At 58.8% G+C, this 16,909-nt stretch carries 13 protein-coding genes and 1 tRNA gene; 1 reads left to right on the plus strand and 13 read right to left on the minus strand.

Annotation, left to right across the window (positions count from 1 at the left end):
* Positions 1-67: 67 nt before the first annotated feature.
* Entirely contained in the window at positions 68-1,039 is a 972-nt protein-coding gene (gene mca / locus RM6536_RS02130) for a mycothiol conjugate amidase Mca (RefSeq protein ID WP_060823851.1), read from the minus strand.
* A 446-nt stretch (positions 1,040-1,485) separates the two neighbouring features.
* Here mca and greA point away from each other — a divergent pair, with 446 nt between their 5' ends.
* Entirely contained in the window at positions 1,486-1,983 is a 498-nt protein-coding gene (greA, locus tag RM6536_RS02135; protein ID WP_060823852.1) for a transcription elongation factor GreA, read from the plus strand.
* Between the two features lie 143 nt (positions 1,984-2,126).
* On the opposite strand, the gene ilvA is transcribed toward greA, so the two are convergent.
* From ilvA to eno, 12 genes are all read right to left on the minus strand, one after another.
* Positions 2,127-3,380: a threonine ammonia-lyase gene (gene ilvA, locus RM6536_RS02140; protein WP_060823853.1), complete on the minus strand. Its 1,254-nt coding sequence runs from the start codon at positions 3,378-3,380 to the stop codon at positions 2,127-2,129.
* Between the two features lie 210 nt (positions 3,381-3,590).
* Entirely contained in the window at positions 3,591-4,817 is a 1,227-nt protein-coding gene (locus tag RM6536_RS02145) for an AI-2E family transporter (protein WP_060823854.1), read from the minus strand.
* A gap of 171 nt (positions 4,818-4,988) precedes the next feature.
* Positions 4,989-5,975, minus strand: a complete 987-nt coding sequence (locus RM6536_RS02150; protein WP_060823855.1) for a Bax inhibitor-1/YccA family membrane protein — start codon at positions 5,973-5,975, stop codon at positions 4,989-4,991.
* A 199-nt stretch (positions 5,976-6,174) separates the two neighbouring features.
* Complete coding sequence (locus tag RM6536_RS02155; protein WP_060823856.1) at positions 6,175-7,059, minus strand: Cof-type HAD-IIB family hydrolase; 885 nt, start codon at positions 7,057-7,059, stop codon at positions 6,175-6,177.
* Between the two features lie 637 nt (positions 7,060-7,696).
* Positions 7,697-7,770 (minus strand) — tRNA-Leu (locus tag RM6536_RS02160).
* 260 nt (positions 7,771-8,030) lie between these two features.
* Positions 8,031-9,416 (minus strand): NAD(P)/FAD-dependent oxidoreductase, encoded by a 1,386-nt coding sequence (locus RM6536_RS02165; protein WP_060823857.1) that lies wholly within the window; start codon positions 9,414-9,416, stop codon positions 8,031-8,033.
* A gap of 471 nt (positions 9,417-9,887) precedes the next feature.
* The gene (locus RM6536_RS02170; RefSeq protein WP_060823858.1) at positions 9,888-11,525 is read right to left on the minus strand and encodes a S8 family peptidase; all 1,638 of its coding nucleotides are present in this window, start codon (positions 11,523-11,525) and stop codon (positions 9,888-9,890) included.
* Positions 11,526-11,588: 63 nt separating this feature from the next.
* On the minus strand, positions 11,589-12,542 hold the full coding sequence (locus RM6536_RS02175) for an exopolyphosphatase (RefSeq protein WP_060823859.1): 954 nt from the start codon (positions 12,540-12,542) through the stop codon (positions 11,589-11,591).
* A gap of 153 nt (positions 12,543-12,695) precedes the next feature.
* Positions 12,696-13,295, minus strand: coding sequence for a DUF501 domain-containing protein (locus tag RM6536_RS02180; RefSeq protein WP_049341514.1), 600 nt, complete (start codon positions 13,293-13,295; stop codon positions 12,696-12,698).
* Positions 13,296-13,390: 95 nt separating this feature from the next.
* On the minus strand, positions 13,391-14,035 hold the full coding sequence (locus RM6536_RS02185; RefSeq protein WP_060823860.1) for a septum formation initiator family protein: 645 nt from the start codon (positions 14,033-14,035) through the stop codon (positions 13,391-13,393).
* Between the two features lie 250 nt (positions 14,036-14,285).
* Positions 14,286-15,197 carry a beta-1,6-N-acetylglucosaminyltransferase gene (locus RM6536_RS02190; RefSeq protein ID WP_044150735.1) on the minus strand — a complete coding sequence of 304 codons (912 nt, stop codon included), beginning with the start codon at positions 15,195-15,197 and terminating at the stop codon, positions 14,286-14,288.
* Positions 15,198-15,624: 427 nt separating this feature from the next.
* On the minus strand, positions 15,625-16,905 hold the full coding sequence (gene eno, locus RM6536_RS02195) for a phosphopyruvate hydratase (protein WP_060823861.1): 1,281 nt from the start codon (positions 16,903-16,905) through the stop codon (positions 15,625-15,627).
* Positions 16,906-16,909 lie beyond the last annotated feature (4 nt).

The following is a 16,909-nucleotide window of genomic DNA, read 5'->3' on the forward strand; positions in this document are numbered from 1 at the left end:
TATCGTGGGTGAAGGGCATCATTGTAACGCGGGGCGATGCGGCGCCCCACTCTAGATAATGTAGAGGCTAGATGACGTAGTAGTCGCTCAGGCCCTCATCCAGGCTAGATTCGGGCAGCTGAACCTCCGTGTGAGAGGCAGCCAGCGTGTAATCCTCCCAGGGCCAAATATCCTTCAGCTGTTCGCTGGGAACAGCGAAGAACACGCCGTTCGGGTCCACCTGCGAGGCGTGTGCCAGCAGAGCCTGATCGCGCTGCTCAAAGTGCTCGTGAACCAGGATGCGGGTCGTAGTCTCGTGGCGAGGCGCCTCCCCCGAGGAGGCGCGGTGCGCGAGGTTCTCAATCCAGCCGCTCAGCAGGCTCTCACCGTGCGTATCGAGCAGATGCTCGTGCAGGGCGAGGGTGCGTTCGGGGTTGAATGCGCGGTCGTAATAGAGCTTCAGCGGGGTCCAGGGCTCGCCCTCCCCCACGTAGGCTTCCGGGTCGCCTGCCTTCTCGAATGCTTCCACGGCAACCTTGTGGGTCATGATGTGGTCGGGGTGCGGGTAGCCGCCAATCTCGTCATAGGTGATGATGATGTGCGGGCGGTACTCACGCACCAGACGCACGAGCGGCGCGGCGGCACGGTCCAGGGGCATGGTGCCAAAGCTACCGAAGGGCAGCGGCGGCATGGGGTCACCCTCCGGCAGACCGGAATCGAAGAAACCAATCCAGCGGTGCTCAATACCCATGATCTCGCGAGCAGCCGCCATTTCAGCGCGACGCAGACCCGGCAGGTCACGGTGCGCACGCGGACTATTAGCAATCTCCTCATTCAGGATGTCACCGCGCTCGCCGCCGGTCATTGTCGCCACCATGAAGCGGGCACCACGGGCAATATACGCCGAAGCGGTACCGGCGCCCTTGGAGGACTCGTCGTCCGGGTGCGCGTGCACCGCGAGGATGCGCAGGCCGGTGTAGTCCTCATCCAGCGGTTTGAGGGAGTCCACGGGAGGGTGAGTCGGCAGGTTTGCCTTCAGCTGTTCAATGGCTTCGCTCACGGTGGTCTCCTTTAGGTGATGCGCCAGGGGGTCGATGATGTGTCTGTGAATCGCGGATGCGAGCGCTACGCGGCAGAAATTTTACGGTTGTAGCTTCTCGTATGATACCCAAGGATAGCGCCGGTACACTAGCGCAGATGACGCCGTGTGACATCGTGAAACATGCCGTCATATCAGCAGATTCTTGGGCATGAAACAGGCTGATGCTGGCGGGTTGTTCAGCTACCGGCGTGCGTACCGGCAAAGATATGCTCAGATGCACTCAGACGCGCTCAGATGCGTTCAGAGGGGAAGATACGACCGGTATAACAGCCGAAAATCCTCCGGTGCTCTAGAATAGGTCTGTTGATTCATTCCGTTACCGCCTCCCCGCCTTTTCTATGGCGCACGGTAGCGGGTTTATTCGTTTCGCACCGGCTAAGCCGGCGCATAAGCAAAGGACACGCATGGCTGAAAACACCGGTGCATGGCTCACTCAGGACGCCTTCGACCGCCTCACTCAGGAGCTGGAGCACCTCTCCGGTCCGTACCGTCAGGAAATTGTTGACCGCATCGCCCAGGCGCGCGATGAGGGCGACCTCCGCGAGAACGGCGGCTACCACGCGGCACGCGACGAGCAGGCTAAGAACGAGGCGCGCATCAAGCAGCTCAAGCACCTGCTGGAAACCGCGCAGATTGGTGAGGCACCCGTTGATGACGGCGTGGTAAGCCACGGCATGGTCATCGAGGCTGAGGTTGCCGGCCGCACCCTGAAGTTCCTGCTCGGCTCCCGCGAAATTGAGGACACTCTGCCTGCAGGTAGCGACCTGAAGGTCTTCTCGGAGAAGTCCCCCCTCGGCGCAGCAATCATGGGTGCTAAGCAGGGTGACGAGGTTTCCTACACCGCTCCGAACGGTAAGGAACTGAGCGCCAAGATTGTCTCCGTAACCCCCTACCAGGGCTAAGAGAGACTCAAGCGTATAGAAACAGTGCGGGGTGCTGAACAGAAAAGGTCAGCACCCCGCACTGTTTTTGTCTATTGAATTGCATTCTGCCGATAAAGCTCAGGCGCAACTATTACAGCTCGTCGGCTCATAAATATATCGGCTTAGTAGACGATGATGGGCTTGAAACCCGCATCCTCCAGGGCGGCAATCACCTGGCGGCAATGCTCCACGCCCTTGGTCTCCATATCGATCGTAATCGACACGTCACCCATGGAGAGAGAGCCACCCACGCGGGTGTGGTCCACACCGGTCACGTTCGCGTCATTCTCAGAGATAATGCGGGAAATGGTCGCCAGCTCACCCGGACGGTCAGAAAGCATCATCTTCACGGTCATGTAGCGGCCAGCCGCAGACAGACCGCGCTGAATCACCTTCAGCATCAGCATCGGGTCAATATTGCCACCGGAGAGCACGCACACGACCGTACCCAGGTCGCCGTACTCTTCCTTCAGCTTGCCGTTCATCAGCGCCGCCACGGGCACCGAACCGGCAGGCTCCACCACAAGCTTGTTACGTTCCATCAGGAAAATCAGGGCGCGAGCGATATCGTCTTCGCTCACGGTCGCCACATCATCCACCAGCTCCTTGATGATGGAGAAAGGCATCTGGCCGGGGCGACCCACCGCAATACCGTCAGCGATGGTAGAAACCTTCTTCAGCGGTACCAGAGCATCCGCAGCGAGGGACAGCGGGTACGCCGCCGCGTGCTCCGCCTGAACACCAATAATCTTGATCTTCTTGCCGAGCTTCTGCTCCTTCGCGCGGATAGCAGCGGACAGACCCGCCAGCAGACCGCCGCCGCCAACACCCACAATCACGGTGTCAACGTCCGGAACCTGCTCCAGAATCTCCAGACCGATCGTGCCCTGGCCGGCAATAATGTCTTCATTGTCGAAGGGGTGCACAAACACAGCGCCGGTCTCTTCGGCGTAGCGCTTCGCCTCCGCCAGAGCCTCATCCACGGTCACACCGTACAGCTCAACCTCAGCACCGTGATCACGGGTCGCAGTAATCTTCGGCAGCGCCGCACCCAGCGGCATGTAAATACGAGCCTTAATGCCCAGACGGTCAGCCGCCAGAGCCACACCCTGAGCGTGGTTACCCGCGCTCGCCGCCACGACGCCGCGCTTCTTCTCCTCCTCGGAGAGCTTCGCCATACGCACATACGCGCCGCGCACCTTGAAGGAACCGGCACGCTGCAGGTTCTCACACTTGAAGAAAACCTCTGAACCGAGGCGCTGGCTTAGCGCACGCGAATGAGCGACGGGGGTGCGTTCAATAACGCCTTCGAGCAGCTCTGCGGCACGTTCAATGTCGGTGATGGTCACGGGCAGGGAGTCGAGATTTACGCTCACGAGGTTTCCATTCTGATGGTACGTATTCTGGCGGCACCTAGCCCCACACGCTAAAAGGCGCGCGGTGGCACAGTGCACACTCCATTTTAGAGGATGCACCGGCATAAAGCAGGGGCCGTCCCCGCACTCTCAGCAGATAGTGCAAGAACGGCCCCCGCCCTAGGTTATGTGCGAGCGTCTAGCCCGCGGTTAGTCACAGTGAACCAAGTTCTAAGCCTTCTCAGATTCCTTAGATTCTTCAGAGCTTTCGGACGTCTTAGATTCCTTCGCCTTTTCAGACTCTTCAGCCTTCTTACGGCGCTCCAGCTCATGCGGGAAGAGGAACTCCTCCTCACGAGGTGCCTCCTTCTCCCAGCCGCGATTCGCCAGGTAACGCACCACCGCGTTGACCACAGCCAAAGTCGGCACAGCGAACAGAGCACCCACCGCACCAAAAATCATGGAGCCACCAGCCACCGAGAAAATAACCGCCAGCGGGTGCAAGGAGACAGCCTTACCCATAATGAGCGGCTGCAGAATATGGGACTCGAGCTGCTGAACCAGCAGAACAATACCGAGCATAATCAGCGCCTGCACCGGACCCAGAGCAACCAGCGCCAACAGCACAGCCACCGCACCGGAAATGAGGGCACCAATCACCGGAACGAAAGAGCCGAGGAAGACCAGCACACCCAGCGGAATAGCCAGCGGAACACCCAGGATTGCGGCACCAACACCGATGCCGACAGCGTCAATAGCCGCCACCAGAATCTGAACGCGCACGTACGCACCCAGGGACTTCCAGCCCGCACGACCCGCACCGTTGACGGCGGCACGCGCATCCTTCGGGAAGAGGCGGGTGACGAACAGCCAGATACGCTCGCCCTCCATCAGGAAGAAGACCAGGGTAAACAGGGTCAGCAGGGTACCGGTCGCAACCTCAGCCGCAGTCGAACCCACCTGAGACACACCGTGCAGCACGGAGCTGGGGTTATTGGTGACAGCGCTCTCCATCTGATCCAGCAGCTGGTTCAGCTGGTCGGCACCGAACTCATAACCGAGGTCCTTCAACCAACCAATCAGCTGCTGGTAGCCCTGCATCGCCTTATCCGCCATGGACACAAAACCACGCACAATCTGCTGACCGGTCAGCGAAATAATACCGGCGAGCACCAGAATCATACCGATTTCGGCAATAGCCGCCGCGCCACCGGCACGAACGCCATTCTTACGCAGAAGCATCACGGCGGGGCTCAGCAGAGCCGCCAGCAGCAGAGCCACCAGAAGAGAAATAACCAGCAGGGAGACGTGCCCCAGACCCTTCCAAAGGATCCAACCGGCACCGGCAATCATAATGATGCGCCACGCCCATGCACCGGCAACTTCCATAGCAAAAGGCACTCGGTAGCCGCGATCCTCCTCGGCTACGTGTTCTTCTGCAACAGGTGTAATTTTCACGGTGTCTCCAAATCGTTATCGGTGTCGCGCCCGAGCGGGGCAGCTCGGCTGTCCCAGCGGAGGCGGTACATGGTGATGGTGTTGTGCCCCTCCCCTGCGCCTCGATACATCGGGGAAGTAAAGCGGCAAAGGCGACGGCACCATCACGGTACCGCCGCCTCATCATGAGCTTTAGTCGTTGCTAAAGATGCTTGCCAGGTACATGAGAACACGCAGGATCTCAACGTACAGCCAGACCAGAGAAGCGGTCAGGCCGAAAGCAAGGCGCCAGGACTCACGCTCGGGCAGGCCAGCCTCCACAGCCTCGGAGGTGGTGGTGAAGTCCAGCAGCAGCGAGTAGGTTGCCAGCGCAACAGCGAACAGGCCAACAACCAGGCCCAGCGGAATACCACCGATAGAGAAGCTGTTCAGCGAGGAACCGAAGATACCCGCGCCCAGGATCGAGATGAGGCCGTACGCCATGTAACCGATAGCGCCAATCATGAAGATCTTGTTGAGCTTAGGAGTTGCGCGTAGCTTGCCGTTCGCGAACAGAGCCAGGGTGGTACCTGCGACCACGAGGGTTGCCAGAACAGCCTGGACAGCCACGCCGGGGTAGCGCATGTCCACAACAGCGGACAGGCCGCCGAGCAGCAGGCCTTCCATGAAGGCGTAGGTCATGACCAGGACCGGGGAAACCTTCTTCTTGAAGGAGTTCACCAGACCCAGGACCAGACCGCCAATCATGCCCAGGAGTAGCAACACCGGCATGACCCATGCAACAGCGGCACCGACAGCGACCAGGCCCAGGTTGATGCCGGTCTTAACCATGACATCGTTCATGGTCAGGCGCTCACCGGCGGGAATGGGCTCCGAGTAGGTGGGGGCTGCTACGCCGTAGTCAGCCTCACCGTACGGCTGACCGTACTGTGCCTGCTGACCGTACTGTGCCTGCTGACCGTACTGGGGCTGACCGTATGCGTTCTGACCGTAGCCCTGCTGGCCGTACTGGCCGTAGGACTGCTGACCGTACTGACCGTAAGTCTGCTGGCCGTAGCCCTGCTGCTGACCGTACGCCTGCTGGTTGTTCTGCTGAGACTGCGCACCAAAGCGACCGAAACGAGAGTCACCCTGAGTGGCATTCTTCGTCATTGAATTCAGAAGCGGATTTCCCGCCATCATTCTCTCCTTCATACGGGGACAAAACTAATTCTTGTTAATTCTATCGGATAGATTCTGCGCTCATGGGCGCTGTTCGTTACCAGCAAGCGCATCTGGCGACCTTGCCAGAATATTTCAGGGCGGTGTTTACCTGAGGTTCACCCAAGTCCACACCGCCCCGCACGCAAACGCTTCTGTGTGCCTCTTCGTGAAGTCTCTATTGCGAAGCTTCCAAACGATCCAGGAGCTGCTCCAGATAATCCAGAACTGCTTGCTCCTCGTTCGAGCCGATCACCTCGTCAGCAGCATTCCGCACAACCTCCGGGGCGTTAGACATAGCAACACCCCAGCCCGCATAGCGGAGCATCTCCATGTCATTCTCACCGTCACCGAAAGCGAGAATACCCTCCGGGTCGGCGTTCAGGCGCTCACACAGGTCCTTCAGACCGGTTGCCTTGTTAACACCGGCACGCACCAGGTCGATGGCACCGAAGCCACTCACCATCGGGGTGACGGTCTGCGGAAGAGCCTCACGCAGGTAGACGCTCAGCTGCCGCGTCTGCCTCGGCGGAGTCAGCAGCGGGAACTTAATGGGCGCACCCTCAAAATCTTCAATAGAGTCAACCATGACCGAGCCGGGGAAGAAGAACGCCGCAAAATCCTCCAGCGTGAGGGTTTCGGGAAGCTCCTGACCGGTGTCTTCAAAATAGCCGCGAATCATGTGCACAATCTGGTCGCAACGGTCCTTGGGCAGGTAAATGCCTTCGGTGGTGCAGACCAGCAGACCGATCTGATCCAATCCCTGCACTACCTCAATAATGCGCGGCACATCTTCGTCCAGAAAGGGATGCACGGCAAGCTGACCGCTCTCATCAGCAAGGTACGCACCGTTTTCAGCAATATAGATAAGGCCTCGCCCCTCAAAGCCGCGCATATAGTCCTGCAGCTTGGCGTAGGTGTTTCCACTCGCCACGACAAAGTGGATTCCCTGCGCCTGCAGACGCGATAGGATGCGCGAGAAACGTTCGGTGTCGAAAGTTTTAGAATCGGTGAGGAAGGTGCCATCCATATCGACGGCAATGATGGAGGGTTTAGTCTGCATGCTGCGCCTTTCTGACTCTGCTACCCCGTTCAGTGCTACCCCATTCAGGCGGGGTGCGTCTGCGGCTGTGTCTCTCTATAGGGTCTCACGTTTTTGAGCTTCAGAAGACGGTATGCGGGCGTTATTTGAGTATGGAGCTCCGTCACAAAACGTCATCTAAACCCCCTGTTTTGCACTCTTTTTCTCCACAAACTAGACTTACTTGAAGTGTAAAACTTTACTTGTCAAGCTTGAAGGCATGAACAACACCACGAAATACAGCGGCGCAGGCAAGTTCTCCATCGACGCGCTCGTGACCGCGCGCCGCAAGTAAGCTTTGAACCGCCTCCTGCCTCCACACATGACCGAGGCAGGCAATCACCTGCAGGTTCACCAGACTTCACCGCCAGCCGTCCTGATTCCGGCAGAGGACGAGCTCTTCTATCCGCGGTGAAGAGAGTGCGCGGAATGCCATAGCCCGCACCGCCACTCCACGATGCCCCCGATAGTATGGGTCGGGGGCATCGCCTTTTAACTTCCAAACAGCAAACCCCAAACCTGTAAACCTTCAGACACGCAAGCGGCGGCCCCTCCCCCACGGGAAGAGCCGCCGCTCACTTATATATGCCTATCGGCTCTATATTGCCTCTCAACGCAGTGCCCCCACTGGGACTCGAACCCAGAACACAAGGATTTTAAGTCCTCTGTCTCTGCCAATTGGACTATGAGGGCGTATCCCGAACAGTCCGGGACACAAATATTTATTATTCCACGAAAACGCACCCGAACCTAAGCAGAAACACATTTCAAACAGTTCCCCGCACCCCGCCGTAGCAAGCATCATGCAAAAGCACTGGTGGGCGGCTAAGCTAGACAGCTCGCAAGCACTCAGGCACACAATGGGCGGTGCAGAAGACCGAAGTCTTCCACACCGCCCTTTGCTTTATCTCAAGTGCGCTATCTCAGGGAGCATACCCCTAAGTCAGGCTATTTTAGAGCTTTGCCTTCTGGCGTGCCGGTGCAGTACCGGTTGCTTCCTGGAATGCCAGGCGCGGGGAGCGCTGGTGGCGAATCGAGGAGGTGTCGCGGCCGAAGATCTGGTTCAGTGCCCAGGTGGTCATAACGCGAACGGTACGCTCGGTGGTGGGGATTGCAGAGCCGTGGTAGCCGCGGTGCATGATCCATGCCAGCGGGCCGCCAATGGTCTTGCCCTTGAAGTTTGCAACGCCCTTCCACAGGCCCAGACCTGCCACAACACCGATGGTCTCGTGGTAGTAGTCGGTCAGGGGCTCGCCGCGGCGAGCAGCCAGCAGGTTCTTAGCCAGAACGACAGCCTGGCGGGAAGCGTGCTGAGCGTTGGGAACGCAGAAGCCACCCACGCCGCCGCCGGAGAGGTCCGGAACAGCTGCGTTGTCGCCTGCAGCCCATGCACCCTCAACCACGCCGTCATCGCCGGTGACGCGCAGGTCTGCGCTCACGCGAACGCGGCCACGCTCGTCGATCGGGAAGTCGGTGTTCTTCAGCATCGGGGATGCTGCCACACCTGCGGTCCAGATCAGGGTGTCGGTCTTGATCTCGCCTGCGGGGGACTTGTCAGCCATGTTGATCAGCTGCAGGTTGCCGTCGGTTGCGTCGGAGAGGGAGGTGTTCAGCAGAATCTCGATGCCGCGTGCACGCAGCTCTGCAACAACCTTCTCTGCACGGTCTGCGGGGACCTCGGGCATGATGCGCGGTGCAGCCTCGACCATGACGAAGTGCAGGTCGGAAACGGAGAGACGCTCGTTGCGCTCGACAGCAACGCGTGCCATGTCCTCGAGCTCGGAGATGGTCTCAACGCCAGCGAAGCCACCACCAACGATGACGAAGGTCAGGGCGCGGCGGCGCTCTTCAGCGTCGGACAGCATGGATGCAACCTCGATGCGGTCCAGAACCCAGTTACGAACGGAGACTGCCTCTTCAATGGTCTTCAGACCGATAGCGACCTCTGCCAGACCCGGAATCGGGAACGCGCGGGTCACAGCGCCTGCGCCGAGAACAATCTCGTCGTACTTCAGCTCGAAGGGCTCACCGTTGTCGGTGGGCTCAACAACAGCGGTGCGGTTTGCGTGGTCGATGGAGACAACGCGGCCGGGGATCAGCTCGGTGTCGCGCAGGTGCTGGCGCAGCGGCACAGTTGCGTTACGGCCTTCCATGGAACCTGCTGCAACCTCGGGGAGGAAGGGCTGGTAAGTCATGTAGGGGTTCGGCTCAACGATGGTGACGACGCCACCGGTCTCCTTGATAGCCTTCTGGATCTTCTTAGCAACGGTGAAGCCAACGTAGCCGCCACCGACGATCAGGACGCGAGGACGGTCCTGTGCCACCTTAGTGAATGCCATTTTCTTACTTCCTAGTCTTCAGGTACCGAGGTTCGGTAGCCCCGGTAGGTTGATATGTGCAACTTTCGGCTCGTTCCGAAAGCTCCCCTGACGAACAAAGCGGCTCGCTCTGGAAGTCCTTGCGCAACGCGAAGTGGCTAGCAGCTCGAGCCTGTCTATCACATACCTGTTGTCTTTTATTTTACGCCTTTGTTTAGGTGATTTCGCACTTATGGCCCCTTTGAGCTGACCCTAAGTTAAAAGTTTTGAAGATATGAACAGGGTTCATCTCGTGATGTGGGTTACGGTCTAAATCACTCTTTCCGTTTTTTACGCGGTATGTTCGATATTTTCGTTTATTGGGGTGTTCCCCCGTCGAAAGCCAGCCCCCGCATAACAAAGCCCGGGACTAACTCAAAAGTCAGCCCCGGGCGAACAGGAGATGCCCCCCACAGAGAAGAAAAACACCGGCATCCCAGACTCACAAGAACCCTAACGAGTCCCCTTCCGAGCACCCTGCTGCGACCCCTTTGAAACACGGTGCTTTCCGTGATGAGTACCCGGATGATGTGCCATCTCACGAGCCATCCGCGCAGCCTGCCCCGCGCTCACATGCATCCTGTGCAAACGATGCACAGAACCAGCCGTAATAATCGTCAGCCACAACACCAGCGCCGCCAAAATCACCGGTGGCAACCAGCCACGATCCTCCGGAGGGCGACGCGCATCCGGCGCCGCCGCCTTCACAATGCTCTCACCCTCCTCATGGACCGGCGCAGCATCGCTAGGAGTCGGATCGCTCACCTGCCGCTTACGATGCACCGCAATCCACTCAGAAATAGAACCCAACGGATTCGCCGTCACCGTAGGCGCCGCCAAAGCCATTGCATCCTGCGGATTGAAAATACCGTAACCATACAAAGGGTCACGGCCCGTCACGCCAGCATCATCAGCCGAAGCAATCAAACGCTGAGCCAACTGAGCCGCAGACTCCTTCGGATACTTCTGCTTCAACAACGCCGCAACACCCGTCACCAAGGGCGCAGCAGCCGAAGAACCAGACCAAATCATGTACCCATTACCCGGAGCAGCCGCAATCATATCCGTACTCGGAGCAACCACAGCAATCGAAATGCCCTGAGTCGACGAGCCCTCAGCAACAGCCTTCTTCCGGTCAATACCACCAACCGTCAACACGCCAGGAATCGTCGCCGGAGCACCAACCTGCGTCAAGCCGCTACCGCGGTTACCCGCAGCCGCAACAATCAGCACGCCCTTCTGCTCAGCGTAGGCAAACGCCTCATCCCAGCTCTGCGGCCAGCTCGTCTTATTCGAGCCAATCGACATGTTAATAATCTGAGCCCCATTATCGACCGCGTAACGCACCGCCGCCGGGATCTGCTCATCAATGCTCTTACCGCCGGTCGTACCCATATTCAGCGAAATCGGCAGAATCTTCGCATCGGGAGCTACACCAATCACACCGGTCGGCTTACCCGGCTGACCTGCAATTGCAGAATAGCCCCGCGTATCGTGACCGTGACCGGCAATCAGAGAAGCGACCTCCGTGCCGTGCATCGGCTCAGCGCCCAGGCCCTTCCAGCCGTCCTCGCTACCAACGCCCGAGGCGTCATAACCGCGCAGAACATTACCTTCAAGATCCGGGTGGGTACCGTCCACGCCCGTATCAATCACAGCAACCGTCACGCCCTTACCCGTAGCCTGCGACCACAAGGACGTAATACCGTACTCATTCAGCCAATACTCACGCTGACGAACATCATCACCATTCGTGGTTGACGCGCCCTGACTCGGAGTCGCCGAAGTCTTCGGAACCGCAGTACCCGACGGCGAAGGAGTCGCCGTCACCTCCCTCTTAGGGCTCGGAGACGCAGAAGCGGAAGGAGTCGGGTCCGTCGCCCAGGCAGCAGGCGCCAGCGGGGTCCACAACGGCAGAAGAGTCAACGCGGCACTAGCGCCCAAAGCTGCAACCTTAGGGATGCGGCGAGTAGCGCCTCGGTCAGAACCAACCGAGGCGCGCACACCAAATACACGAGACGCACAGGCGAAAGACGGCGCAAAAGACCAGCCGGTCAGGGGCATACCTCGCCGACGCTCAGAATGGAACATTAAAACTCCTCAAGCTGAGCCGCGCCGTGAACCACCATCGGTTCACGGCGCGAGCGCTCAAGCCTACAGCTGGGACAGAGCGATACCGTCCAGAATGTCGTGCTCGCTGACGGTCACCGAATCCACGGCGCCATCAGTCATCTCATTCAGACGGGTCAGGATGCGGGCGTAAATCGTCGCGCCGGCACCAATCACATCCACCCGGCCGGGGTGCATGTAGCCAAGCTCCTCACGCTCGGTGCGGTTCAGCGAAGCCAACCAGCGGGCGGTCTTCTGAACGGTCTCCACCGAGAAGCTCTGAGCGTTAATAGCCTCAGAATCATAGCGGTCCAGACCCAGCGCAGCGGCAGCCACAGTGGTCGCGGTACCAGCCACAGCAACCACGCGGCGCGCATTCTGCAGGGGCACAGTCTTACGCGCCACCTCGAGAGCCTCGTCAGTATCAGCCTCAACACGAGCAATCTGCGACTCGGTCGCCGGGGCGCTGAGCATGTGACGCTCAGTCAAGCGCACACAACCAATATTGACGCTACGGGAAGCCTTCACACCCGACTCGTCACCGAGCACGAACTCAGTCGAACCGCCGCCCAGATCGAACACCAGGGTGTCGCCGTCGCCGTAGCCGACAGCGCGCACCGCACCCGCGAAGGACAGCGCAGCTTCCTCATCACCGCTAATGACCTCGGGCTCAATACCCAAAATCTCGCGGATACCGTCCACGAACACCTGGCGGTTACCCGCATCGCGAGTCGCACTGGTCGCCACGAAACGCACCGAATCAGCGCCGTGCTCCTTCAGCAACTGCGCGTACTCACGCGCCGCAGCGAAAGTACGGTCCAGCGCTTCCTGCGCCAGCCAGCCGGTCGCGTCCACGCCCTGACCCAGACGCACAATGCGCATCTCACGCACAACGTCCTTCAGAACGGTCTTCTCAACCCCGTCCACCACCTCAGTAGTGGAATCAGCAATCAGCAGGCGAATAGAGTTCGTACCGCAGTCAATCGCACCAACGCGCACGGTGGGTTCCTTTCAGGTCTTCAATAAATATTCAGCGCCAAAGGCACCGCGAGCGCCGCAGGCGAAAAATTTTCGCTTTTCGGCGCTCTTTCTTCTATCTATTATGCGCCCGCACCGTCCCTCAAGACGATGCGGGCGCACCAGAATCATTATTTAGGCTTCTTCACGCCACGCGGGGTCGCAGGAGCAGACCTCGGGGGTCCACCACTCGGCGATAGCGTCCAGGCCGCGGTCACCCATCGGGTTCACGCCGCGACCCACCGACAGGGTGTGGCCGATAACGGCGTGCAGGCACTTCACGCGGGTCGGCATACCGCCGGCAGAGATACCGTCAATCTCCGGGACCTCTTCGGTGCCGCTGATCAGGCGGATGCGTTCACGCTCAGCCAGGTAGTTCTCGTGTGCGGCAGCGTACTGTGCCGCCAGGTCGGCATCCTCAGCGAGCGAGTCGGTCATCTCGTACATCAGGCCGCCCGCCTCCAGGCGGGAAGCCGCAGCGGTAATCACCGGATGCGCCAGGTAGAACACGGTCGGGAAGGGGGTGCCGTTGCTCAGGCGCGGCGCGGTAGCAGCCACGAGCGGGTTACCGCACACGCAACGTGCCGGGATCTCAATCACGTCGCGGACCTTACGGCCCAGCTGCGCCGAGAGAACACGGATGTCCTGCTCGGTGGGGGTCAGGGTTTCAACAGTTACGCCGAAGCCGCCGGGGGTGCGTGCCTTCAGCTCTTCAATGGTGTTTTCGGTGCTCATAATCCTAAGTTTCTGGAGCGAGGGGTCACCTCGTCCGCTTATGCCGGGTGCTTGCCGGGTTCTTGCCACGGCAGGGTTCCTGCCGGTGGCTGGGGCTAGTTCTTTTCGAGAGAATCCCAAATCTTCGTGGTCCAGGCGTCCTCGGGGGCGTTCTTCGCATTCGCAGAAGTACCGTCAGCCTTCGTGGAGTCCTCGGTAATGCCGGTAACCACGTAGGGGGTGTCGCCGGGGTTCACATAGTAGAGGCGGCTACGTGCCTGCTGGCGAACGTAGTTGTCGTCGTTCCACCAGGTCTGCTCCGCCTTCAGCTGAGCGTTCTCCTGCTGCAGCTGGGAAATGTGCGTGTTGATTCGCTTGATTTCCCGGTCCTGGTCAAAGTAGGTGACCACCGGGTATGCGGTACCGAGCGCAATCACACCCACCACAACAGCGGTCAGGAAGCTACGACCGGAGAACATATGAGCCGCCACGGGGGCGTCGTATCCGCCCTCTTCACGGCCCTGCTGGGCTGCGGCGCGGCGGCGAGCACGCTCCTCACGGCGAGCCTGCGCCTGACGTTCACGCTCAGGGTGACGCTCGCTCAAACCCACGCCAAAGAAAAGAGCGCTTGCCTTCTTTAACAGGGAGGTGCGAGCTTCCTTCGCGGCGCCACGCGACGCATTGGAGGAGGTAGCGCCCTGAGCGGGTTCGGTGGAACTCTTAGAGTGCGACCGGGTCTGCTGGTTTGCTCGCTGGCTCATTGCTCTATCCCTCGTTCCATTCTGTACCGCTAAGCGCTTCCTTCATATTCTACCGGGTTTGTTGGGGTTATCCGGCGCTATGTTGTGGCCGCTACATGCGGCATCGTATGGGCTGAACCTCGTGCGCTGCCGCCGCAACTAGCCTCAACACCGTGACTAACCTCAACATAGAGCAGGAGGCGGTGCCACTCCCCTACGGGGTAGCACCGCCTCCGCTAAATTCTGATTACAGTCGAATCATAAAGCCTGATTATCCAGCCTGAATAGCATCCAAGGCTTTGATGAGATCGGCAGAAGCCTCGGGCTCGACCTTGCGAGTAAACCACTTGCCCGACTCTAAGATAACGGGGAGATCTTTCAGAGTGAGCACCTCAGGGTGAGCTCCTCCCCTACTCCAATCAATGTAGTGGTGGTTTGCGTGATTCTCAGAGCCCTTTGTTCCCGGCGCCAGCTGGCCATCGGTTGCCCAAGCCTCCGCATTCTCACGAGCAGGCGTATTGAGGAGTACGCTCTGCATCCACATCTCATCAGGCATAGGGGCAGAGCGGAAGATTTTGGTAACCTCTCGACCCTTCGGGGTCTTCAAAAAGTCCATCACCTGAAGAGCGGCCGAGCGGGAAATCGTCCAATAAGCCGACCCCTGATAAAACTGGACAGGCAAATTCTTGCGCGGAAACATACGGGAAATCTTGTAGTAGATTTTACGTACACGGTCACGTAGGGTTCCCTCAGGAAATAGGGCCTCAAAATCTTTATACTCTCGGTACTGCACCAAAACGTAGTTACGCATTCCGGGGGCTAGCGCATAGAAGCTTACCCAGGAGTGCTCCAGATTTTCGGGTCGGGCAAGATAATCAGCGTATTCGCGGAGAGGACGCACGGGATAGCACTGCCCTGTAATGCATGCGTAATGAGTTACCTCCGGATATTCCTTCAAGGCCTGGGCAAGCATTTTTTGAGTTGCCTTGACAGCAGAATAACCTGCCCAACGCACGTTTTCACGTTCACGGACGTAAGATACGCCCTCAACGTAGAAGTCTTCCTGATTTGCTTTTTTATCGATGTGTGCGACGCACTTACCGCCTGATGCCAAGATGTGTCCCACCAGTTTCTTGAACTGCTCAGGATACTTATGGGCAAGGATAAGATAGCAGACTGCCATGATTCTCCTATATGAAGTGTGAGCAAAAAAGCATGCTATCGACATACAAAATATAGGCTGCGCCGAAACAATCTATCGTGATACCACATCACAATATAGTTCAGCACGACCCAAGTAGTCGGATAGGAACCCCCTGAGGGGCTCAGATGTTTAAGGCTTTATTGCCGCTTTAAAATCCTTTGAAAGGATAAAGTGTGAGTGACTATCTACAAGGACATTGTATGATCTTGACAAGGGGAAACAGGTTTATAACACGGTAAATGACACCATGGTCTGCATCACGATGTACTATGCGTGACGGGCCTCTTCTACGGGAACCCTAAGCTCAAGAAACCCAGGCACAGAGCAGGAGGCGGTGCCACTCCCCTACGGGGTAGCACCGCCTCCTTGACGTCTAACCGCTTACGCGGTCGGATACTTCAGTAACTTATGCCTTGAAGCGGGGGAATGCGGACTTGCCAGCGTAAACAGCTGCCTCGCCCAGCTCTTCCTCAATGCGCAGCAGCTGGTTGTACTTAGCAACGCGCTCGGAACGTGCGGGAGCACCGGTCTTGATCTGGCCAGCGTTGGTTGCAACAGCCAGGTCGGCGATGGTGACGTCCTCGGTCTCACCGGAACGGTGAGAAACCATGCAACGGTACTCGTGGCGCTGTGCCAGCTCCATTGCGTCAAGGGTCTCGGTCAGCGAACCGATCTGGTTCACCTTCACGAGCAGAGCGTTTGCTGCGCCGTTCTCGATACCGCGAGCCAGGCGCTCGGGGTTGGTCACGAACAGGTCGTCACCGACGATCTGGACCTTGTCACCAATCTGCTCGGTCAGGGTCTTGTAGCCCTCCCAGTCGTTCTCATCCAGGGGATCCTCGATGGAAACCAGGGGGTACTTTGCAACGAGGTCAGCGTAGTATGCGCTCATCTCAGCAGCGGACTTCTTCTGGCCCTCGAACTCGTATGCGCCGTCGTTGTAGAACTCGGAGGATGCAACGTCCAGTGCCAGTGCAACCTGCTCGCCCGGCTTGTAGCCAGCCTTCTCGATTGCCTCAACGATCAGGTCCAGTGCAGCTGCGTTGGACTCCAGGTTGGGTGCGAAGCCACCCTCGTCGCCCAGGCCAGTTGCCAGGCCGCGGTCGTGCAGCACGGACTTCAGGGAGTGGTAAACCTCAACACCTGCGCGCAGAGCGTCAGAGTAGTTGTCGAAGCCGATGGGAGCAATCATGAACTCCTGAATGTCAACGTTGGAGTCTGCGTGAGAACCACCGTTGAGGATGTTCATCATGGGGACGGGCAGAACGTGAGCGTTCGGGCCACCGAGGTACTTGTACAGGGGCAGGTCAGCGGACTCAGCAGCAGCCTTAGCAACAGCCAGGGAGACACCCAGGATTGCGTTTGCGCCCAGCTTGCCCTTGTTGTTGGTGCCGTCCAGAGCAATCATGGCTGCGTCAACAGCGCGCTGGTCGGAAGCCTCAATGCCGATGACCTCTTCAGCGATTTCTTCGATAACAGACTTCACTGCACCCAGAACGCCCTTGCCCAGGTATACGGACTTGTCGCCATCGCGGCGCTCAACAGCTTCCCACTCACCGGTGGATGCGCCCGAGGGCACAGCTGCGCGTGCGAAAGCACCGTCTTCGAGCAGAACCTCAACCTCAACGGTCGGGTTGCCACGGGAATCCAGGATCTGGCGTGCGTGAACTGCGGTAATAACAGCCATGAAT

Source organism: Rothia mucilaginosa, from assembly GCF_001548235.1.
Lineage (GTDB): Bacteria > Actinomycetota > Actinomycetes > Actinomycetales > Micrococcaceae > Rothia > Rothia mucilaginosa_B.

Coding starts and splice junctions, on each gene's coding strand:
- RM6536_RS02155 (WP_060823856.1), bottom strand. CDS start 7,059: ATGCAGACTAAACCCTCCATCATTGCCGTCGATATGGATGGCACCTTC.
- eno (WP_060823861.1), bottom strand. CDS start 16,905: ATGGCTGTTATTACCGCAGTTCACGCACGCCAGATCCTGGATTCCCGT.
- RM6536_RS02190 (WP_044150735.1), bottom strand. CDS start 15,197: ATGGCAGTCTGCTATCTTATCCTTGCCCATAAGTATCCTGAGCAGTTC.
- RM6536_RS02150 (WP_060823855.1), bottom strand. CDS start 5,975: ATGGCGGGAAATCCGCTTCTGAATTCAATGACGAAGAATGCCACTCAG.
- RM6536_RS02165 (WP_060823857.1), bottom strand. CDS start 9,416: ATGGCATTCACTAAGGTGGCACAGGACCGTCCTCGCGTCCTGATCGTC.
- RM6536_RS02180 (WP_049341514.1), bottom strand. CDS start 13,295: ATGAGCACCGAAAACACCATTGAAGAGCTGAAGGCACGCACCCCCGGC.
- RM6536_RS02170 (WP_060823858.1), bottom strand. CDS start 11,525: ATGTTCCATTCTGAGCGTCGGCGAGGTATGCCCCTGACCGGCTGGTCT.
- greA (WP_060823852.1), top strand. CDS start 1,486: ATGGCTGAAAACACCGGTGCATGGCTCACTCAGGACGCCTTCGACCGC.
- RM6536_RS02185 (WP_060823860.1), bottom strand. CDS start 14,035: ATGAGCCAGCGAGCAAACCAGCAGACCCGGTCGCACTCTAAGAGTTCC.